The sequence below is a fragment of the Nitrosomonas sp. Is79A3 genome, assembly GCF_000219585.1.
GTDB lineage: Bacteria > Pseudomonadota > Gammaproteobacteria > Burkholderiales > Nitrosomonadaceae > Nitrosomonas.
Map to the genome: position 1 here is coordinate 1,901,682 of NC_015731.1, position 21,817 is coordinate 1,923,498.

Here is a 21,817-nt window from a genome sequence, read left to right on the forward strand (position 1 = left end):
TGGGCGGTAGCTTTGATCAGTTCTGATAGCCTTTGGGATTGGTGCATTGCCAATGCCAACTGCTTGCGCACATTTCTCCCAAACCATGTTTCGCTTGCCAACCCAACAGCTCAAAAGCACGTTTCGGGTCGGCATAGCAGGAGGCAATATCACCGGGACGTCTGGGTGCAATCCGATACGGAATAGACCGCCCGCTCGCCTTCTCAAAAGCATGCACTACATCTAGAACACTATAACCCAGTCCAGTACCTAGGTTCACAGTCAGGCACTGGCCTGATTTGTTATCTTGCGCGCTTTGTGACGCTTCCAATGCCTTGAGATGCCCATGTGCTAAATCAACAACGTGAATGTAATCCCTGACTCCGGTTCCATCGGGGGTAGGATAATCGTTACCCCATACGTTCAGAGCTTCTCTTCTCCCTACAGCAACCTGTGTTACATAAGGCATTAAATTATTCGGTATTCCTTGTGGATCCTCGCCGATCAATCCACTGGCGTGTGCACCTACCGGATTGAAGTATCGCAATATACTGATCCTAAGCGTGTTATCGCTTTGATGAAAATCACGCAGTATTTCTTCGACCATGAGCTTGCTGCGGCCATAAGGATTGGTGGGTGCAAGCGGATGATCCTCGGTCAATGGCAATCGGACCGGATCACCATAAACAGTTGCAGAAGAGCTGAATACCAGTGTTTTGACATCGCATTCGTGCATTGCTTGCAACAGCCGCAACGTGCCAACCACGTTATTATCGTAATAGGAAAGCGGTTGTTCAACCGATTCCCCCACTGCTTTAAGGCCGGCAAAGTGAATAACAGCATTGGCTTTACATTCTTTTAGGGCGGCTACCAAGCTCGCATGATTGCGGCAATCGCCTTCAATCAATCCCATCTTTCTACCGGTAATTCGTTCAACTCGTGCCAGCGCTTCAGGATTGCTGTTGCAGAAATTATCAAATACCGTGATGTCAAAACCCGCGTTTAGCAGTTCAACGCAGGTATGCGATCCGATATATCCGGCACCGCCAGTGACAAGAATCATGATTATTAACCTCGAAAATAGACAGATTTATCAACGGCATTGAAGACCACTGATGCACTTCAGGACTCTACTCAGCTAACTAAAATGCTGCTTGAAGTGTGTCACAAAGTTATCAAGCGAGTCTGTTGGTAAATGGTTGATACCTGCCGCAGCTTTGCGCCCTCCACCTGTGTCAAATTGCAGGCAAAGCACGTCTGCACCCTGCGGATTCGTAAGAGAAGCTCGTACACTCACCGTATATTTGCCAGAGTGATTCGGCGTAATCACTGCATGCGCACGTTCAGGATTTTCATTTGCCAGTTTGTTGGCAAAGTTACCGGTTACGCGCCTTGCCCAAGGCGCGTCTGGTAGCAAATAAGCCGCACAGCGGTCATCACTCATTAATGGATGCAATAAGGCAGCCTGGCTCATATCATCGTTGAATCCGGATGCAAGCTGAGTAAAAGCAGCCGATTGAGCAATGAAATCGAATGGATTACTATACGGCTCTAATTTCTTATATAGCTCTTCTGGATGAAAGTTCAGATCAGATAAACTGTCGCCATAGCCATTGTAGTTCAGATATTCACCCAAACGAGCGAGTTGTTCCGCTTTTGCTTCAGTTAATCCTGCCGAGTTCGCAAGCTGATGGGCTTTTTTTATAAGATTATCACCAAAGGCGGCGGTAATTGCCCACAGATGAAATTCCCCTTTCAAGTATTGATCAACCAACAAACTGGTACATACATCGGCCGACAAATCAATGTGCGGCGTCAAATTGGGATGTTGCGGTATTTCTCCGGCATGATGATGATCGAAATATTCAACAATTACACCCATTTCCAGCAAGCGCATCAAACCTTTGCGATTGCTATCCAAAGAAATATCAAGCACCGTTACCCGATCGCCTGTATTAGCTTCAACACGATCGAGTAGCTTAATATCACGCTTAACCCCGGTGACCAAGCTGCCGGTTACCGGATCAGCCAGTCTCAACTGATGCAGTGCGCACAATCCATCCGCATCACCATTAAATACATAGTACTGAGTCATATTGTTATACTAAGTGATTTTGCATATGGATAGCCATTAATTCAGATCTTCATCCAATTGAAAAAGAGGAAATCAAGGCTGATTAAGTGCGCCTTTGATCGTCAGATAATTGATAATTTGCTCAACAGCCTGTTCCGGGGTCTTATCCATCGTATCAATGCAAATTTCTGCATTTTCTGGTACCTCATACGGTGAATCAATGCCGGTAAAGTTTTTCAATTCACCACGTCGCATTTTTTTGTACAGTCCCTTAGGGTCTCGTTCTTCTGCCACATGAATGGGGGTATCGATGAATATCTCAAAGAATTCCCCTTGCTCGACCAGTTCCCGCGCCATCCGCCGTTCGGAACGAAACGGCGAGATGAACGATACCAGTACAATCTGTCCTGCATCGATCATCAGCTTGGCGACTTCAGCGATACGGCGAATATTTTCAACGCGGTCGGCATCGGTAAAACCAAGATCCTTATTGAGACCATGACGCACATTGTCTCCATCCAGCAGATAAGTATGTTTGCCCAATGAATAGAGTTTTTTCTCGACCAGATTGGCTATGGTTGATTTGCCACTGCCTGACAATCCGGTAAACCAAAGTATGAATGGCTTTTGGCCTTTAATGGCTGCATGCGCCTGCTTATTAATGTTGATGGCCTGCCAATGAATATTTTGCGAGCGGCGCAAAGCAAAATGTAGCATACCCGCGCCAACCGTATTATTGGTCAGGCGATCGATCATAATAAAACCACCGGTATCGCGATCTTCTTTATACGGATCAAATGCGATCAACTGATCAGAACTTAAATTACAAATCCCGATTTCATTGAGTTCCAGCTTTGTAACCGCAACATGCTCGAGCGTATTGATGTTAACCTTATATTTCAGCAATGAAATATTAGCCGTGACCGTTCTTGCGCCTATCTTCATTAAATACGGTCTGCCCGGCAACATTGGTTCGTCAGACATCCATACAATAGTTGCTTCGAACTGGTCTGCCACACTCGGCGGCGTGTCAGTTGCTGCAAGAATATCGCCCCGGCTGATATCGATTTCATCTGTCAGAGTCAACGTAACAGATTGCCCGGAAATAACTTGCTCAAGATCGCCATCACTGGTTACGATGCGTGCCACACGGCTTTCTCTGCCAGACGGCAGGACTCGAACAGGATCGCCAGGTTTAATACTGCCACGCACAACGATTCCAGAATAACCACGAAAATCTAGATTGGGGCGATTTACCCACTGCACCGGCATGCGAAAAACTCCAGATTCTTCAGCCGCATCTTCTACTTGTACGTTCTCAAGGTATCCCATCAATGTTTCCCCGCGATACCAAGGGGTATTCGTACTCAGCTCAGTAATATTGTCGCCTTTCAGAGCGGACATAGGGATGGTCACAATATTTTGCAAACCGACTTCTTTTGCAAAAATACGGTAATCATTATCAATTCGGTTAAAAATTTCTTCCGAGTACCCCACCATATCCAGCTTATTGATTGCCAGCACCACATAGCGAATTCCGATTAATGAAACCAGATAGCTATGCCGCCGGGTTTGTGTCAATACGCCTTTACGGGCATCGATAAGGATAACCGCAACATCAGCCGTTGAAGCACCAGTGATCATATTGCGCGTATATTGTTCATGTCCTGGCGTATCTGCGACGATAAACTTTCGCTTATCTGTCGAAAAAAAACGATACGCCACGTCAATGGTAATGCCCTGTTCACGCTCTGCCGAAAGTCCATCCACCAGAAGCGCAAAATCCAGATCCCCAGCTTGTGTACCAACTTTCTTTGAATCAACTTCCAACTGAGCCAATTGGTCTTCAAATAACATTTTTGACTCATAAAGCAAGCGCCCAATCAGAGTACTTTTTCCGTCATCAACACTGCCACAGGTGATAAAACGAAGTAAGCTTTTGTTTTCATGGGTTTTTAAATATAGCTCGATATCCTCGGCAATCAAATCAGACACGTGTGCCATTAGAAGTACCCCTCCTGTTTCTTTTTCTCCATGGAACCTGCAGAGTCATGATCGATAAGACGACCCTGCCGTTCGGATGTTCTTGCAAGCAGCATTTCCTGAATGATCGCTGTCAGCGAATTCGCTTCGCTCTCAATCGCTCCAGTTAATGGATAGCAGCCCAGGGTACGGAAACGCACTTTCTTCATCATAGGAACCTCACCTTTCTGCATCGGAAGACGATCGTCATCCACCATAATCAATGTGCCATCACGCTCCACAACCGGACGCTCCTTGGCAAAATACAGTGGGACGATGGGAATATTATTCAAGTAAATGTACTGCCAGATATCGAGTTCAGTCCAGTTTGATAACGGAAATACCCGAATACTTTCACCTTTATTTTTGCGCGTGTTATATAGCCGCCAGAGTTCAGGGCGCTGCAACTTGGGATCCCATCGATGCTGCGCAGAACGGATTGAAAAAATACGTTCCTTGGCACGCGACTTTTCCTCGTCCCGGCGCGCACCGCCAAAAGCGACATCAAAACCGAATTTATCAAGCGCCTGCTTTAAACCTTCCGTCTTCCAGATATCGGTATGAACTGCAGAACCATGGGTAAATGGATTAATTCCTTTTTCAACCCCGTGCGGATTAATGTGAACAATCAGATCAAGTCCGAGCTTCTTCGCCATGACATCTCGAAATTCAATCATTTCTTTGAATTTCCATGTGGTATCAACATGCAATAACGGGAATGGCGGTTTCGAGGGGTAAAATGCCTTTACTGCAAGATGCAGCATCACTGCACTATCCTTACCGATAGAATAGAGCATTACCGGGTGCTCGCACTCCGCAACCACCTCCCGCATAATTTGAATACTCTCCGCTTCAAGGCGTTGTAAGTGTGTCAACATTGTCAATAGCTTCCTTCAATAGTAAAACGTAGCAGCGTTATATTAATATGACTATGGATCTTCTCTTATTGCGAAATAAACTATTTTATCCCTGCAATCTTAATTCTTCCCACTCTTAGCAGGCCGTGGAGAAACTATCTGCTTTGCCGCTACAGTGTTAAAACAGACTCAAAAATGCTCATTTATTAAGCATAAACTGCGCTTTTTTACCTGTTCTTGCCTTGCATCGACTGCCTCGAATACGTCTTTAAACAGCCTGTTAGGGGAATATTTACATGCCAGTTTGCATGTATATTTTGGGCAGATTAGATGCGTATGTGATTTAGTTAATTCTAATTATATATATAGTTCTTTTTTTTACTGCTATAAAAGAATAAGGAATTCACTGTAGTTTTTAAAGAAATCCTTTAGTTTATTTCAAAAAGTATTGTATATGATACTTGCGATATTATCAGTGAATAAGAGTTGTTGTCCAAAGCAAATAAACTATGTGTTTAAAGCGAACGCGATGAATATAATTGCCCGGCAACTAATTATGCAAAGAAATGATTGAATCAGATCATAATAATAGAGATATAGGTTCATTTTTTTGAATTGAACAGAAATACCACATAGATTCTTTCTATTAATCGCAAAACCTAATATAAAACAACGAGTAAATTACCTTAAACTCCGAGAAATTAGTTTCTGTCCTCTGTGGAATACAAATAACAAAAAACCTCATTTCAACCGCAAAATAATAACTACATATTGATATTATTAATAATTAAAACAGTATGGAAATTCAATCTGACTACTTATAAATGCGTCGTTGTCAGCACGCTCCATTTAATATCGATGTCCAATCAGATAAAGCCATTTATATCGTCAGCCGAATCAGGTATAATATTGCGCTTTGGGTCGTTAGCTCAGCCGGTAGAGCAGCGGACTTTTAATCCGTTGGTCGCGCGTTCGAATCGCGCACGGCCTACCAAAATAAATCAAGGGGTTAGCTTAATAGGCTAATCCCTTTTTTATTAGTATGACTAAACGTTTACTATCATACTGTTAGCGATATACTTTTTCGATTTTTCCCAGAAATTAAGCGAAGTGGATTGGCGATCAGTTTTGTACCGAGCTTAGACGGAACTCTGATTGTTGATGATATAGATCACAAACAAGATAGCTATGACAATGCTCCGATGGAGAGCTTATGAGAAATACTTAAAACCGAACTGGGGCATTTTCAAAAATTCAAAACACGGTAGCAGGCAATTCAGGAGATTACCGAATATATCGAGATATTTTATAACCGGCAGCACAAGCAGAAACGGCTTGGCTATCTATCGCCAACTGCATTTGCACAGCGATACTATGCACATCTATTCGCTGTTTAATCACATCGACTCCTTTTTGAGAGCACACCTCAAACGCCACATTGACTAGTATTGGCTTTTACTAACTTTTAATCAGCAATCAAAATAAACTCTAATTTACTGTAGCTCTACAAATCAACGATATCCACTATAACCGAAGCCGGTTTGTGAAAACGTTTTGTACTAGGTGAATCGTAATCGATCATCAAGCGTTTCTTATCAAACAAAGTAATCGCTTCAGCATGATCAGCGCCTGCCTCAACCTGCTTCCAGGTTGAGCCTAGGGATTGTTGCACAAGCACATTTCCTGAACGCCAGATGAACTTCTCTTCATCACCTCTCATTTTCCCAAATGCCTTGATCGCTGCTTTCCAGCGGAAAATTAATGGTGGCGAGTCAAGACCTGTAGTTGGGCCGACAAGAACTAAAAGATCATCACCATCCCAGCACAAATCACGAATCCCATGCCCAGCCAGATCCATAAAATGGCGACGATATTTAAGCCCGGTGGGGCCAATTTTTGTCAGTTGCAATTGATCGGCTTTCGTATTAGGTGAATCAATCCGCTCCGGCGCTAATTCAAGAACAGTTGCGATTCCTCGCAGCACTGGCCCGCGCATTCCTACAAGCACTCTTCCATTAGGTGCACATGCTAAGCCCTCAATATCAATGCCATTGTCCTTGCCAGGAATTCCACCATTTTTGTCACAAAAACGAGTGAATAGCGTGTCGTGTCTAATCTCATCCAGCAGTTCGCTTGTGGTTGCATCACATCTAAGCTGAGCTGCACGTGTGTTGTTATCGTCCGCACTCGGAGAAAGTCGGAACTGATTGTTTTTGTTTTTATGCAAGAACAAGCAACCTAGAAAAAATCGATTTGTATCTGGTTTCACTTTACCAAGTAGTTCCAAATTTTTCTTTGTATCAAACATTGCATTCGCTTTACCGCGTTTCAGACTATGCGATCCAACCATCCATAAGAGCTGATTCGTATAGTCAAAATCCATCCCTTCAAGATCAACTTCCACTAGCTGTTTCGTCAGTTCTTTTTGTGGCGAGATTGGCAAATCAAACCAATCACTCAAATTGATCAATTCTTTGAGCTTAAAGCAAGTGCCATCATCAAATTCTTTAAGTCTGGCTAGATCGCCCCCTTCGTCGCCTGCTGCGAAAATAGAATCCTCTAAACGTACAAACGCAGACAGAGATTTCGATATTCCTTTCCCTTCTTTCTCAAATTCAAGCTTGATTTTTTTCATTAATTCACTCCAAAAAGAATTTACTTAACGAACAAGGCAGCCTTCGCAGCTATAATCAAATCTGGTAAATAGAGAATCAAGCGGCATTCTGTTTCTGGTCCCATGTATGTTTAATATCGTTAACGAATTTAACTGCGCTGAAAATGTCTGCTAACAAGTTATACCCTCTTAACCGGAACCAATTTTTCTGTTAAGGAATCTCTGATTAAGTTGATTACATTCATGGTTCGACAAGCTTACCACGAACGTAATCAATATATTACCGTTCATCCTGAGCCTGTCGAAGGACTTAATCAGAGCTTTCTCAAGTTTTCATTAATTTAAAAGGCTATGTAACAGTTAACTGTTAAATTTTCCAATTCACTGATGACAAATGATTTTTTGATAACAAAAAAACATATAATCAATTGATTAAAAAATAAATCGTGTTATTTTGCAAGTCATTCTCAACAACCAACTGTAACATAGTCATTTAAAAGCCAGTGTTGCTGTCCGGCTTCCATAATTTTTCGTTTTGACAGAGCCATACTCACACCAGAAAAATAAGCATTATGCTTATATCAATAAGTTCTTTTCATGTGCAGAATTTTTAGTGCCCATGTTCAGAATAAATAAAGCTTTCATTATTAAAACTCTGGATAGAGGAAACTAACTGAGCTTCACATTCAGGTGAGTGCAATTCAAATAGAACATTCGATGTATTTTTACATAATATAACTTATCAGGAGAAAGCATGAACACACAAACGAAATTACTCGCATCTGCCCTAATCTTCGCAGGGTCAGTTTCTACAGCGTCTGCAGCTGCCGTCATAACCGACATTACTGCCAGCGGCGCAGGTTTAGGTTCTTTTAGCTATACTGATGATGGTTCCAGAAATCTGGATCTGACTAAAGTTTTTGATAGCGTGAATCCAATCGTCTTAACATTTACGGTTGCTCACGATACCGGACCGGGCAATCCCTACAACATTACCGAGCATATTACAAATAACACGGGAGTAAATTGGACCGACTTTCATTTTACTATCACCGAGCCAAATCAAGGTAACGGAGTTGTATTTACCAGCTTCAATAGTTCAACACTTTCTGGCTTCTCACTAGATTCGCCCCCATCGAGCGGCCCTCGTGATCTTAACTTCACAGGTTCGTTAGTGGATGGCAATGAAGCGCATGCACTCTTCAATATAAGTCCGTTCGATCCCGGTGCTGGAAATACCACTACATTTACTCTGACACAGGTTGCGACAATACCAGAACCAGAAACCTATGCCATGTTATTGGCAGGTTTGGGCTTAGTAGGTTTCATGGCACGTCGCAGAAAAGAATCAGCGGTTTAAGTTATAGAGTCGGCCATTAAACAATTCGATTTTTCATAGAAGAGAAGGCCGGAATACGGAGATTCTAGTAAATCTTTTTAATGGCTGGATCAATAGACTAAGATTTGATTCGGAACGGGAGCTTCGGCTCCCGTTTTCGTTGCTTTGATTGCAATAGAGTCACAGACTGTTAATCCGCAGCTCACACTAGGCAAAACCTAATTTTTAAATAATACAGCTATATTAATGGCTTGTATTTTTGTGGTCTCAACCAGGACAAATGACCTAAAAGAAAGTGTCAACATCCTATTCCCCAAAGGGGATTCTAAGCATATATTAATGAAATTAATATTTTGTGTGCTTATCTCAAAAATATTATATAGATAGTTAATAGCATTACACGCTATTTATCCTTTACTCTTTTCTTTATAAGGAAAAATATCATGAAGCAGGTAATAAAAAACAAGAAAATCAAAATTTTCATCAGTATTTCGTGCCTGACTCTCCTAGCCATGGCATCGTCCGCACAAGCTATTACCTTCAGCCCTTTCGTTACAAGCACGGATCTAAACACTACACTTGGCAATACCGCGACCATCGGTTTTACTTACGCTGGTGACAAATTTGTCGGTTCGGTGTATTACGGGGCGAACAATAATCAATTGTACTCGACAGATCTCACCGGTGGCAGCATCGCGAAGTTTGGGTCACCCGTACCCAGCTTCTCCGGTGAGGTATATGTAAGCAGCTCGCTGGGAATCGGCGGCTATGGTCCACGTGATATCTACGCTGGAGCACAGTTCGAAGGATCAGTTTATCGGTTCGCGAATGATGGATCGTCGCAAAACTTGTTTGCCTCTGGACTGGTTGGTGGCGTGCGTAGTATTGCGTTTGATCCGTATGGCTTGTACAACAACAATATGATCGTTGCAACCACTAGCGGAAACATTTACGAGGTTAGCAATACAGGTGTTCCAACCCTGCTCGCCTCAGTAGGCGAAGATGCGGAAGGGATTAGCTTTGCGCCACAGACCTTTGGTTCTTATGCTGCAGGCACACTGTTTGTTGCATCTGAAGGCTCAGGTAGCCTGCGCGCGATTACACCAGACGGAACCGTGACGACAGCGATCTCTGGTTTGTATGGTGCAGAAATGGTGAGTTTCGTACCACTTGATCTCGGTGATAGTGGCAACCCGCTTGAGGGTTTCTATGCCGCTGCTTACCCAAGCGACATTCAATTTGCTGCGGCTTCCGAGTTTACAGCCTATAAAGGTGATGCCATTATTACTGGCGAAACCGGTCACCAGGTATGGCAAGTTCATCCGGATGGGAGTAGCTTTACTGCCAACTTGCTGGGATACTTTCCTGGCCAACCCGAAGACGGTATCTTTGTCACGGCAGATATTCTCAACCCTGTCCCAGAACCCCAAACCTACGCAATGTTGCTGACTGGTCTAGGCTTACTGGGTTTCATGGCACGTCGCAGAAAACATTCAGCAGTTTAAATTTGACTTAGATTTAATCAAGAGCGGGGACTTTAGGTTCCCGTTTTTTTCTTGGGTGGTAAATGCAGTTGTTAAATCAATGTGATGTCAGTTTCATGTAAATAGCGGAGTGAAAGTGTACTAACTCGATACCAGATTGCCCATATCACTGCAGCATGGCGGCGTAAGATGGATCATCTGGGGTAAACGTAAGTTAGAAGATTCAGGAAAATTCCCCAATGGCGGCTGGGCACGTATCGATTCCATCAAGATGGAAAAATGGAAACCCTGGCACCCCAGACCTGTATTGATTCCTGCTGAAAGCTTCATGGAAAAAGATCGCGACAAACAATCCCATTGGATAACGCCGGCACAGGGGATGGCGATACAAGCGTTACTGGCTGAACGGGATGCTGACAGAGAGTCTATGTGATTACTGAAGAGACGCCATCTGAATTGCAGTAGGACTACCAGCTAACCCAACCCCGGCCAATAGTGGCTATCCGGCAATGGCCGTTTCCCAAAAATCGCCTGCCCAACGCGCACTACTGTCGCGCCTTCTTCGATTGCCAGTTCATAATCACCTGACATACCCATAGAGAGCTCGTCAAATGATAAGCCAGCCGGCGATTCCTGACGCAGCATGGCTTGGATTTCGCGCATTTTGATGAAACATTCGCGCACCCGGTCATGATCGGCAGAGAAAATCGCCAGTGTCATGAGACCTTTGATGCGCAGCGATGAGAATTTGGGCAATTCCATGACAAAAGCGCGCACATCTTCCGGTGCTAGGCCGAATTTGCTGGCTTCGCCGGAGCTGTTCACCTGCACATAGACGTCGATCGCGCGCCCTTCGTTTTGCAGACGTTTGTCGAGTTCTTCGGCGACTTTTAGGCTGTCGAGTGCTTGGAATTCATTGGCAAAACGTGCCAGATACTTGGCTTTGTTGGTTTGCAGATGACCAATGATCGACCATTTGATATCTAGGTCCTTCATCACCTCGGATTTTTCACGCGCTTCCTGAATCTTGTTCTCGCCCATTTCGTGGCAGCCAGCGGCAAAGGCAATGCGCAATCTCTCGGCCGGCACTGTTTTGGTAACCGGCAGGAGCCGCACACTGGCGGGATCACGCCCAATTCGCTGGCAGGTATCTACAATGCGTTGCTTAACCATTGCAAGATTGGTTTTAATTTCGTTGAATTGCTGCTCTTCGTTGAGTTCCAAAGTATTCTCCTGATCCATTGCGCTTAAGTTTCTAATCGCTTAGTTGCCTGATGAAAAACCATTTTCCAATGATTCCCTTGATGTTGCCAAATCGACGTTCTTATCGACCCCTTGCTGGTGCTGCTCGGGTCATTGCATTTTTTTGCAAAATAGACAGCCACTATCAAGCCATCCGTTAACGCTTTGATTCTAAAATCCGTTAGCGACCATCGAATAGCGTTATCCTTATTCAACAGCCAATTGACCACGTCAACTCTTTGACTGATTTTCCCATCGTTGCCGATCTCTTCAAAGTCTGCGGATAACCAGTCATTGATCAGTGCGGGATTTGCTCTCCAATTTGTTTGCAATAATTCGAGTTCCCGTTGTTTAATGTGCTCCGCGATGCCTTGCAATTCCATACAAAGGATTCCGGCTATTTAACACGCATTCCGGGTTGCGCGCCTGCGTCAGGAGAAAGAATGAATAATTCTCCCGGGTTGCCACCGCCGGCTGCCAGCACCATGCCTTCCGATAGTCCGAATTTCATTTGGCGCGGCGCAAGATTCGCCACCATCACTGTGTAGCGCCCTTTTAATTGTTCCGGGTCATACGCCGATTTGATACCGGCAAAAACCGTACGTTGTTCGCTGCCAATATCCAGCGTCAATTTCAGTAATTTGTCCGCCCCTGGCACATGCTCGGCATTGACGATTTTGGCCACACGTAAATCAATCTTACTGAAATCATCGATGGAGATCGTATCGGCAATCGGTGTCACGGCGTGTTGCTGTTTTTCTGCATGCCGTGCGGGAGAATGGGCTTGAACAACGAGTGTTAGGCTTTGCGTATTGACTGCGATCAATGCATCAATTTGTTTGGCGTCAATGCGTGTCATCAAATGCTGATAAACGTTGATTGTGTGCCCGGCAGGCAATAACAAATCCGAAACCGGTTGACCTTCCCGCAGTTCAGGCCATGTCAGCGTTCCACAGTTTAGAAAAAGCTCAATCTGCCTTACTGTTTCCGGCAAGATGGGTTTCAGATAACGCGACAGCACAGAGAAAAGTTGTATTCCCAGACTGCAAACTCGCTGTAGTTCTTCTCCACGATCGGGATTCTTGGCGATTTCCCACGGCGCCAGTTCGTGAATCATTTCATTCGCTTCGTCGGCGAATTTCATGATCTGACGAATCGCAGATGAAAATTCTCTTTCTTCAAACGCTTTCACAATGGAATCGGGCCGCCAGGTGGCAAAACGTTCGTTCACCAAGGACTGCAATTGTTGATACTGCACACCATCCGCAAGCTTGCCGTCAAACCGTTTGCTGATAAAACCGGCGCAGCGGCTGGCAATATTAATAAATTTGCCGACCAAATCCGAATTGACCCGTGCGACAAAATCTTCCAGATTCAGGTCAATGTCTTCCAGCGTGCTGTTGAGTTTGGCCGCGTAGTAATAGCGCAGCCATTCCGGATTCAGACCTTGCTTCAGGTAACTTTCCGCGGTGATGAACGTGCCACGGGATTTACTCATTTTTTCACCGTTCACGGTGAGGAAGCCGTGCGCGAAAATCTTCGTGGGTGTCCGGTAACCTGCGTTTTCCAGCATCGCAGGCCAGAACAAGGCATGAAAATACAAAATATCCTTGCCGATAAAATGATACAACTCGGTTTCCGATTGTTGCTGCCAAAATTCGTCAAAATCAATGTGCTCGCGAACGCATAAATTCTTGAAGCTGCCCATGTAGCCAATCGGCGCATCCAGCCAGACATAAAAATACTTACCTGGCGCATCGGGTATTTCAAAACCAAAATAAGGCGCATCCCGCGAAATATCCCAGTCGGAGAGTTTGTTCTCCCCCGCTTCGCCCAGCCATTCACGCATTTTATTTGCGGCCTCCGGCTGCAAATGGTCCGCTTCACGGGTCCAGCGACGCAGAAAATCAGCACACCGCGTATCAGATAAACTGAAAAAATAATGTTCCGATGATTTCTTGATTGGCTTGGCGCCGGATACGGCTGAATAGGGATTTTTGAGTTCCGTTGGCACGTAAGCGGCGCCACAGACTTCACAGGAATCGCCGTACTGGTCTTTGGCGGCGCATTTCGGGCACTCCCCTTTGACAAACCGGTCGGGCAAAAACATATTTCTAACCGGATCATACAGTTGTTCGATTCCGCGTATCGCAATCAATCCTGCAGCCTTGAGCTTGCCGTAAATGACTTCGGAAAAATGACGTGTTTCCGCCGAATGTGTGCTGTAATAGTTATCAAACTGGATATGAAAGCCAGTAAAATCTGCCGAATGCTCATCGTGTACACGCGCAATCAATGCTTCCGGCGTGATGCCTTCTTTTCCCGCGCGCAACATGATCGGTGTGCCATGCGTATCGTCCGCGCACACATAATAAACCGTATGTCCGCGCATTTTCTGAAATCGCACCCAAATATCCGTTTGAATGTATTCCACCAAATGGCCTAAATGGATGCTGCCATTGGCATAAGGTAGCGCTGAGGTAACCAGAATTTTTCGCTTGTTCATTAACTCTCAAGAAATCAGATTAGACAAAGATGAATTGTAACAAACTGTGTGGGCATTCCTGATATTTGTTACCATCCCCTTATTAAATTATTAACCGTAAATTGGCTGTAAAAGGAGTTTGTAGTGACTATTTCTGAGCAACAAATACAATCTGTACTCAAGCAAACCATTGATCCGACGACGGGCAAGGATTACATGACCTCGCAGACAGTACGCAATATTCAAATTAACCAAAGCAATGTGTCCCTCGAAGTCGAGCTGGGTTATCCGGCGAACAGTGTCAAAGATACCATCCAGAAACAAATTGTTGATGCACTGAAATCCATACCGGGCATTGGAAATATCCAAGTCATGGTCAACAGCAGAATTATTCCGCACAGCGTACAAAAGGGCGTTAAGCTGATCCCTGGCGTTAAAAACATCATTGCAGTGGCATCCGGCAAGGGCGGTGTCGGCAAATCAGCAACTGCGGTTAATCTGGCATTAGCATTGGCGGCGGAAGGCGCAGTCGTAGGAATTCTGGATGCGGATATTTATGGTCCATCACAACCGCAAATGCTGGGAATCACAAGCCACCCGGATTCGCTCGATGGCAAAACCATGGAACCCGTTCTGGCGCATGGCATCCAGGCCATGTCCATTGGCTTGCTGATTGATGTGGAAACTCCGATGGTTTGGCGCGGTCCGATGGTTACACAGGCATTGCAACAGTTACTCCATGATACCAATTGGAAAGATCTGGATTATTTGATTGTGGATTTACCACCCGGCACCGGTGACATTCAACTCACGCTTGCACAAAAAATACCCGTAACCGGCGCTGTCATTGTCACCACACCGCAGGATATCGCTTTACTCGATGCGCGCAAAGGATTAAAAATGTTTGAAAAAGTGGGGATTCCGATTTTTGGCATTGTGGAAAACATGAGCACACATACCTGTTCTCAATGCGGACACACGGAACCCATATTTGGAACCGGTGGCGGAGAAAAGATGTGTCAGGACTATAACGTGGAATTTTTAGGTGCGTTACCCCTCGATATCAAAATTCGCGAACATACGGACATGGGCAAACCCACCGTAGTCGCTGAACCTGACGGGAAAATAGCCGATATCTATCGGCTGATTGCACGGAGAGTCGCCGTTAAAGTGGCCGAATCCGCTGAAGATCACTCAGAATTATTCGCTAAGATCGTAATGGAAGATGACTAGAAAAGGTTAAGGAATGACGATTAAATCAGATAAGTGGATACGCCACATGGCGCAAACGTATGGCATGATCGAGCCCTTCGAACCTGATCAGATTCGCCAGAAAAACGACCAGCGGATTGTTTCTTATGGCACCTCAAGCTATGGTTACGATATCCGTTGCTCGGATGAATTTAAATTATTTACCAATATCAATTCCACCATCGTCGATCCAAAAAATTTTGACTCCAATTCATTTGTTGATGTCAAAAGTGAGGTGTGTATCATTCCACCCAATTCTTTTGCGTTGGCCCGCACCGTTGAGTATTTCCGCATCCCGCGTAATGTACTGACTATTTGTTTGGGCAAATCAACTTATGCCCGCTGCGGCATTATCGTCAATGTCACCCCATTTGAACCGGAATGGGAAGGGTATGTCACTTTGGAGTTTTCCAACACAACCCCCCTGCCCGCTAAAATTTATGCCAACGAAGGCGTCGCGCAAGTTATTTTTTTTGAATCGGATGAAGTCTGTGAAACTTCTTATAAGGATCGCGGCGGCAAATACCAAGGGCAGCACGGTGTCACATTGCCCAAAATTTAAAGCGGTGAAAGTTGATGATTGATGTGCGGGACATTTTTATGCTGTTGACACGAAAAAGTGTCAAGCAAACCAAACGACTCTCCATATTTTTAGCGCTTATTCTATTTTCTGCAGCTTTTTCTGTGGAAGCGCAAACACGCATCTCTTTACCCCATACCGGATTCATGCCGGAAGATATTGCGGTCATCGTCAACGAGGACGATCCTTTATCCCGGCAAATTGGCAATTACTACCAGCAAGCACGGCATATCCCTGAAATTAACATGATTCGTCTGCGTTTTTCATCTGAACGCAGTGTGATGACGCGCAAAGAATTTCAACAACTAAAAAAAAATATTGATCGGCTTACTCCTGATCACGTACAAGCATACGCAGTTGCCTGGACCAGCCCCTACCGGGTGGGTTGTATGTCGTTGACTTCCGCATTAGCATTCGGTTTCGATGAAAAGTATTGCGCCACAAAATGTGCACCAACAGCACCAAGTCCCTATTTCAATGCGCCAAGCCAGTATCCAGCCACTGATTATAAACTTCGGCCAACTATGATGCTGGCGGGGACATCCTTTGAACAAGTCAAAGCGCTGATTGACCGGGGTATTGCTTCAGACCACAGCTTTCCAAAAGGTCAGGCCTATTTACTCAGCACTTCAGACAAAGCGCGGAATAATCGCGCAACAAGTTATGCACAGACTGCAAAGGACCTGGCTGGTGTTTTTTCTCTGCAGATACTGGAAACCAATTTCATTTCTGATCGCCAAGATGTTCTTTTTTACTTTACCGGATTGACTGAAGTACCCATGCTGGAAACGCTTGGTTTCCTGCCCGGCGCTTTGGCAGATCACTTAACATCGGCAGGCGGCAGGCTGACCGATTCTCTCCAAATGAGCAGCTTGCGCTGGCTGGAAGCAGGCGCCACAGCGAGTTATGGCACAGTAACTGAGCCTTGCAGCTTTCCACAGAAATTTCCTTCCCCTGCGGTTGCCATGTTTCATTATGCATTGGGCGCTAGTGCTATTGAGGCATATTGGAAAAGTGTGGCCTGGCCGGGACAAGGCGTATTCATCGGTGAACCGCTGGCTAAGCCATTTGCTCCGTTATTACGGAAAATAAATCCCGGACGCTATGAATTGACAGTCTTCTCACCCCGTGAAGGGCGGTTGAGAATTGAAAAATCACTTTCTGCCGCCGGGCCATTCAAACTTCATTCGAGGCCGCAATCAATCCGCCGAGGAAAAAATCTTATTCACTTCAGGTTTAATGAAAAAACAGATGGTTATTTGAAGTTGCAATGGAATTGATCAATCGCCAGCATACACAATAATCTGAGAAATAAAATAGTCCCTATATCATGGTGTTGAAGCCAGACATTCATTTAATAAGAATTGCCTAAACTTTTTTGAAAAATACCCGCCTAATCCCGCATAAATAGTCATCATATAATATGTTGTTTTGAAATACTTAATTTGAACTATAAAAAAATTAATCTTGCTATAAAAAAACACTTGATTTGCCTGAAATGCAGACTATAATGCGTGCAAATTCAAATCAAACAAACTTACCGATAAGGAGGTCATCATGAAAACTATCAAGAACTTTTTTGCCGCGGTTGACTTAGTCAATGTTCATATTCCTGTAACGTAGCCATTTTTAAAGGAAGACAACCCATGCATATATTTCCCTCTACACTTCAGAAATCCGATCAATCTGAAGTCCTGTTTGATACCCATCCCGAAATTAGTCTGAATTTCAAGTACGTTCAGAATGAACTGAAAAAAGGCTATCAACGCCCCTTTTTACTGATTGACCGCAACATTATCCAGCAAAAAACTCGGCGTTTTAAAGCTGCGATGCCACGAGTTCATCCGCATTATGCAGTTAAAGCAAATCCCGATGAACGTGTACTGAAAACACTCATTGAAGAAGGCGCCGGCTTTGAGATTGCTTCTATTGCCGAACTAGATTTGCTAATGAAGCTGGGAGTATCTGCTGCTGAAATATTTTATAGCAATCCAATGAAATCCAGGACTTACCTGGAATACGCCGCGAAGAAAGGCGTTGAATGGTATGTGCTCGACAGTATTGAAGAACTGCGCAAAATCGTCAGTGTTAAACCCGATGCCAAGATGTATTTACGCATCGATACGCCGAATATCGGTAGTGACTGGCCATTAGCGGGAAAATTTGGAACACATCTTGCCGACATTAATGAAATCATCCAAGAAGCTGTAAAGCTTAACGCAGATTTGGCCGGGGTTACATTCCATGTAGGTTCGCAGTGCCGTAATCCGCAGAATTGGCGAGTAGGTATTGAACGCGCCAAGAAAGTTTTTGCTGATATGCAACTTGCGGGTTTAAATCCTCGACTGCTTAATATTGGTGGCGGGTATCCGGTTCGTCATATCAAACCCATTCCTTCGATTGAAATCATCGCTGAAGTCATCAACGATGCCATTGCTGATCTACCTGACAATATCCGCATCATGGCAGAGCCTGGCCGTTATTTAGTATCTGATTCAGCTTATTTTGTATGTCGAGTGGTGGGTACTGCAACTCGAAATGGGAAACGATGGATGTATTGGGATGCAGGCATGTTTGGCGGCGTCATAGAAATGACTGAAGGATTACGCTACGAAATCCTGACTGATCGAAAAGGTAGCAATATCCCTTGGTCTGTTGCCGGTCCAACTTGTGACTCAGTCGATATTCTAATGCATGATCTCATGCTACCTAACGACATACAAGAAGGTGAATTTATTTATATACCCAACGCGGGTGCCTATACGACTGCTTACGCCAGTAATTTTAATGGGTTCCCTTTACCTGATGTGAAAGTGATATAAGTATCCGGTATTAATAGCCCATCAATCAACAGTCTTAAATAAAAAATGGTGAAGCAGCTTCAGTGCGCTTCACCATTTTTTTTCATTAACAGTGCAAAAATCTATCAAAACACCAGTTAAGTCGCATTTACTTTACGATCAAGGACGACAAAATGGTATTCCAGATTGGTGTCGTTTTCTGAAATATGCCTATCGCGTTGCGTTTCTTCCCACTCGTTAGGATCAAACTCAGGAAAGAAAACATCTCCCTCAAAATCTCTCTGAATCTCCGTGATATAAATGCGCTGACAAATCTTAAGGGTTTGCCGGTAAAGTTCTTCGCCCCCAATGATAAAATTCTCACCATTGATCGATTTGGTTCTTTCGCAGATCAGAAGCGCATCGTCAATGGTGTTAACCACAATCGCTCCCGGCACTTCATATCCTGTTTGATGCGTGACAATAATATTCGCTCTGCCGGGCAGAGGTCTACCAATAGACTCATATGTTTTACGTCCCATCACAATGGTTTGTCCCATCGTCAGAAACTTGAAATGCTTTAAATCGGCTGGCAAATGCCACGGCAATTTATTATTCCTGCCGATCACCCGGTTTCTCGCCATAGCTACCAGTAGGGATAAACGAGGTGTCGTCATACAGCTACTGGTGCCTTGATAGCCGGATAAGGATCATAATTTTCCAGAAGAAAATCTTCATATTTAAAATCCAGTATCTCTCTTATATTTCGATTCAATCGCATGACCGGCAGTGATTTCGGCTCACGCTTTAACTGCTCGTGCGCTTGATCAAGATGATTCCGATAAAGATGTGCATCCCCTAGGGTATGCACAAAATCTCCCACTTCAAGGTTGCAGACTTGTGCAATCATTAAAGTAAGCAATGCATACGATGCGATATTAAAAGGCACGCCGAGAAAAATATCAGCACTGCGCTGATAAAGCTGACACGATAAGCGATTATCCGCCACATAAAACTGAAAAAATGCATGGCATGGGGGTAATCGCATTTTTTGTAAATCCCCTACGTTCCATGAAGAAACAAGCATGCGCCTCGAATCAGGTGTGCTTTTAATCTGTTCGATGACCTGCTTAAGCTGATCGATATGCTGGCCATCTGCTGTTGTCCAGGATCGCCATTGATGACCATATATCGGACCAAGATCACCATTCGTATCAGCCCACTCATCCCATATGGATACGCCTTTGTCGCGGAGATAGCCGATATTCGTGTCACCTTGCAAGAACCACAACAATTCGTGAATTATAGATTTTAAATGGCATTTCTTAGTTGTCACTAATGGAAAACCATCCGCCAAGTTAAAACGCATTTGATAGCCAAAGACTGAGAGTGTACCAGTGCCCGTTCGATCGGATTTCTGGTATCCGTGATTTATAACATGCTGCATTAACTCAAGATATTGGCGCATCCTTAGTTGAAACTCCTCATTTGAATCAGAATAAAGTCCATCCGCTGCAGGCTATCTCAGCCATAATGTACATAAGCCGTATATAATAACAAGATTATCAATAATCAACTTAATGCAATGACGTCCGGTATTGTCATTCAAAAAATAATATTCAACAGGAAAGCTTTCAATGCTGGCATCACTTTTCCAAAATATATCACCTTTCGATCAATCTATTAAAGCATCGCATATTCTCGTAGTACTCCCCAAATTAGAAAAAGTCCCCAAGAAGTTCGATATTACTGGTGAAGAGCCGCTGCAAAAGCTGCTATTGCGACGCGAAATGCAACTAACTGATCTAAGTGAAACGCCAGTTAGTGCAAATCTTGAGAAAGGCGAGTTATGTGCTTGGGTCATGATTGATACAAGCAAGACCGTATTCGATCAACAAACCTGCGTACGGAAAGCACTTAAACTGCTTCTCTCAGAAAATCCCTCCGAAATACATATCAATGTCTATGGAACGACTCAGCAGCGAAGAAATTTTTCTGAATTAACAGTTTATGCCACCTGGGTCAATGGTGCTGCCCTTCCTGTACGTAAAAATAAACCGGTTAGAAAACCGCTAGATAAAATCTTTTTATATGGCTATAAAGATAGCGAGAACTTTACCCTGCAGCGCGCGCTGGCTGAGGGAAATTTGTTAGCGCGTGGCTTAACCGCATTGCCAGCAAACGAACTAACACCGAAAACCTATCGCCAGCAAATTAAGAAACTGGCTGAGAACGAAGGCTGGAAATATCAGGAATATGATATAAATAAACTCAAGGAAATCGGTGCAGGTGCCTTTGTTGCCGTTGCCCAAGGCAGTGATTCCGACGATGCTGCCATTGTTCATCTGCAACATCACTGCAAACAACATGCACAGAATAAGAATGTTGCCATTATCGGTAAAGGCATCTGCTTTGATACCGGCGGACATAATTTAAAGCCAGCCCGGTATATGCAGGGCATGCACGAAGACATGAATGGCTCTGCTGTCGCATTGGGTATTTTGCTTGCTGCCACACGGGCTGAAATTCCCGTCAGAATTGACTGTTGGCTTGCAATAGCACAAAACCATATCAGTCCACGTGCCTATAAGCAGAACGACATCATTTCAGCGCTAAGTGGATTAACAATTGAAATAGTCCACACGGATGCTGAAGGACGTATGGTTCTAGCAGACACCTTAACGTTGGCGGGGAATCTGAAGCCAGATCTAATCATCGATTTTGCTACCTTGACCGGCAGCATGAAAACCGCGTTGGGATCACGCTATAGTGGTGTTTTTAGTAATCGCGATGACTTGTCCCAAAAAGCTGTTTCTGCAGGCAAAGAAAGCGGTGAACGCGTTTGTGTTTTCCCGATGGATGCTGATTATGAAGAAAGTCTTGAAAGCAATGTAGCAGATATCAAACAATGTGAATTAGGCGGAGAATTCGATCATATTCTCGCCGCGTGTTTTCTGCGGCGATTTGTTAACGAAACGCCTTGGCTGCATATGGATTTATCTGCTAGCAGTCATAAAGATGGTTTGGGCGCAGTGGATAGTGAAATTACCGGATTCGGTGTCGGTTGGGCTATTGAATTTCTGAAAACTGTCTGAAGAGGTAAAGTGCTT

General features: G+C 44.3%; 18 protein-coding genes, 1 tRNA gene and 1 pseudogene. 10 read left to right on the plus strand and 10 right to left on the minus strand.

Going from position 1 to position 21,817, the window contains the following annotated elements; genetic code table 11:
• Positions 1-16: 16 nt before the first annotated feature.
• The 4 genes from galE to cysD all read right to left on the minus strand — a co-directional run bounded on the left by galE (position 17) and on the right by cysD (position 4,953).
• The gene (galE, locus tag NIT79A3_RS08755) at positions 17-1,042 is read right to left on the minus strand and encodes a UDP-glucose 4-epimerase GalE (protein ID WP_013965851.1); all 1,026 of its coding nucleotides are present in this window, start codon (positions 1,040-1,042) and stop codon (positions 17-19) included.
• A gap of 75 nt (positions 1,043-1,117) precedes the next feature.
• Complete coding sequence (locus tag NIT79A3_RS08760) at positions 1,118-2,074, minus strand: DHH family phosphoesterase (RefSeq protein ID WP_013965852.1); 957 nt, start codon at positions 2,072-2,074, stop codon at positions 1,118-1,120.
• A gap of 72 nt (positions 2,075-2,146) precedes the next feature.
• Positions 2,147-4,057 carry a sulfate adenylyltransferase subunit CysN gene (gene cysN / locus NIT79A3_RS08765; protein ID WP_013965853.1) on the minus strand — a complete coding sequence of 637 codons (1,911 nt, stop codon included), beginning with the start codon at positions 4,055-4,057 and terminating at the stop codon, positions 2,147-2,149.
• Positions 4,057-4,953: a sulfate adenylyltransferase subunit CysD gene (cysD, locus tag NIT79A3_RS08770; RefSeq protein WP_013965854.1), complete on the minus strand. Its 897-nt coding sequence runs from the start codon at positions 4,951-4,953 to the stop codon at positions 4,057-4,059. The genes cysN and cysD overlap by 1 nt, the downstream gene beginning before the upstream one ends.
• 897 nt (positions 4,954-5,850) lie before the next feature.
• Between cysD and NIT79A3_RS08775 the strand changes: the two genes are divergently transcribed.
• Both NIT79A3_RS08775 and NIT79A3_RS19470 read left to right on the plus strand, forming a co-directional pair.
• Positions 5,851-5,926 (plus strand) — tRNA-Lys (locus NIT79A3_RS08775).
• A 181-nt stretch (positions 5,927-6,107) separates the two neighbouring features.
• Positions 6,108-6,329 (plus strand): annotated as a pseudogene (locus NIT79A3_RS19470) (IS3 family transposase); the annotation flags it as partial.
• Between the two features lie 107 nt (positions 6,330-6,436).
• Here NIT79A3_RS19470 and NIT79A3_RS08780 read toward each other — a convergent pair.
• Entirely contained in the window at positions 6,437-7,567 is a 1,131-nt protein-coding gene (locus NIT79A3_RS08780) for a DUF3616 domain-containing protein (protein ID WP_013965855.1), read from the minus strand.
• A 733-nt stretch (positions 7,568-8,300) separates the two neighbouring features.
• Here NIT79A3_RS08780 and NIT79A3_RS08785 point away from each other — a divergent pair.
• From NIT79A3_RS08785 to NIT79A3_RS08795, 3 genes are all read left to right on the plus strand, one after another.
• On the plus strand, positions 8,301-8,906 hold the full coding sequence (locus NIT79A3_RS08785; RefSeq protein WP_013965856.1) for an FxDxF family PEP-CTERM protein: 606 nt from the start codon (positions 8,301-8,303) through the stop codon (positions 8,904-8,906).
• Positions 8,907-9,328: 422 nt separating this feature from the next.
• Positions 9,329-10,390, plus strand: a complete 1,062-nt coding sequence (locus NIT79A3_RS19475) for a PEP-CTERM sorting domain-containing protein (RefSeq protein WP_013965857.1) — start codon at positions 9,329-9,331, stop codon at positions 10,388-10,390.
• A gap of 136 nt (positions 10,391-10,526) precedes the next feature.
• Complete coding sequence (locus NIT79A3_RS08795) at positions 10,527-10,802, plus strand: hypothetical protein (RefSeq protein ID WP_156797048.1); 276 nt, start codon at positions 10,527-10,529, stop codon at positions 10,800-10,802.
• A gap of 41 nt (positions 10,803-10,843) precedes the next feature.
• Here NIT79A3_RS08795 and NIT79A3_RS08800 read toward each other — a convergent pair whose 3' ends face one another.
• From NIT79A3_RS08800 to metG, 3 genes are read right to left on the minus strand one after another with little or no spacing between them, the layout of a single operon-like run.
• Positions 10,844-11,593 (minus strand): YggS family pyridoxal phosphate-dependent enzyme, encoded by a 750-nt coding sequence (locus tag NIT79A3_RS08800; protein ID WP_041360808.1) that lies wholly within the window; start codon positions 11,591-11,593, stop codon positions 10,844-10,846.
• 23 nt (positions 11,594-11,616) lie between these two features.
• Positions 11,617-11,994: a DUF4440 domain-containing protein gene (locus NIT79A3_RS08805; RefSeq protein WP_013965859.1), complete on the minus strand. Its 378-nt coding sequence runs from the start codon at positions 11,992-11,994 to the stop codon at positions 11,617-11,619.
• 14 nt (positions 11,995-12,008) lie between these two features.
• Positions 12,009-14,117: a methionine--tRNA ligase gene (gene metG, locus NIT79A3_RS08810; RefSeq protein ID WP_013965860.1), complete on the minus strand. Its 2,109-nt coding sequence runs from the start codon at positions 14,115-14,117 to the stop codon at positions 12,009-12,011.
• A 123-nt stretch (positions 14,118-14,240) separates the two neighbouring features.
• On the opposite strand from metG, the gene apbC reads away from it, so the two are divergent.
• The 4 genes from apbC (at position 14,241) to NIT79A3_RS08830 (ending at position 18,749) form a co-directional block, all read left to right on the plus strand.
• Entirely contained in the window at positions 14,241-15,329 is a 1,089-nt protein-coding gene (gene apbC, locus NIT79A3_RS08815; RefSeq protein WP_013965861.1) for an iron-sulfur cluster carrier protein ApbC, read from the plus strand.
• Positions 15,330-15,342: 13 nt separating this feature from the next.
• Positions 15,343-15,909 (plus strand): dCTP deaminase, encoded by a 567-nt coding sequence (gene dcd, locus NIT79A3_RS08820; protein WP_013965862.1) that lies wholly within the window; start codon positions 15,343-15,345, stop codon positions 15,907-15,909.
• Between the two features lie 14 nt (positions 15,910-15,923).
• The gene (locus NIT79A3_RS08825) at positions 15,924-17,207 is read left to right on the plus strand and encodes a TIGR03790 family protein (RefSeq protein WP_013965863.1); all 1,284 of its coding nucleotides are present in this window, start codon (positions 15,924-15,926) and stop codon (positions 17,205-17,207) included.
• 366 nt (positions 17,208-17,573) lie between these two features.
• Complete coding sequence (locus tag NIT79A3_RS08830) at positions 17,574-18,749, plus strand: type III PLP-dependent enzyme (protein WP_013965864.1); 1,176 nt, start codon at positions 17,574-17,576, stop codon at positions 18,747-18,749.
• Positions 18,750-18,865: 116 nt separating this feature from the next.
• Here NIT79A3_RS08830 and NIT79A3_RS08835 read toward each other — a convergent pair whose 3' ends face one another.
• Together NIT79A3_RS08835 and NIT79A3_RS08840 are read right to left on the minus strand one after the other, a co-directional pair.
• The gene (locus tag NIT79A3_RS08835; protein WP_013965865.1) at positions 18,866-19,384 is read right to left on the minus strand and encodes a dihydrofolate reductase; all 519 of its coding nucleotides are present in this window, start codon (positions 19,382-19,384) and stop codon (positions 18,866-18,868) included.
• Positions 19,381-20,175 (minus strand): thymidylate synthase, encoded by a 795-nt coding sequence (locus NIT79A3_RS08840; protein ID WP_013965866.1) that lies wholly within the window; start codon positions 20,173-20,175, stop codon positions 19,381-19,383. Before NIT79A3_RS08840 ends, NIT79A3_RS08835 begins: the two co-directional genes overlap by 4 nt.
• A 169-nt stretch (positions 20,176-20,344) precedes the next feature.
• Between NIT79A3_RS08840 and NIT79A3_RS08845 the strand changes: the two genes are divergently transcribed.
• The gene (locus NIT79A3_RS08845) at positions 20,345-21,802 is read left to right on the plus strand and encodes a leucyl aminopeptidase family protein (protein WP_013965867.1); all 1,458 of its coding nucleotides are present in this window, start codon (positions 20,345-20,347) and stop codon (positions 21,800-21,802) included.
• Positions 21,803-21,817 lie beyond the last annotated feature (15 nt).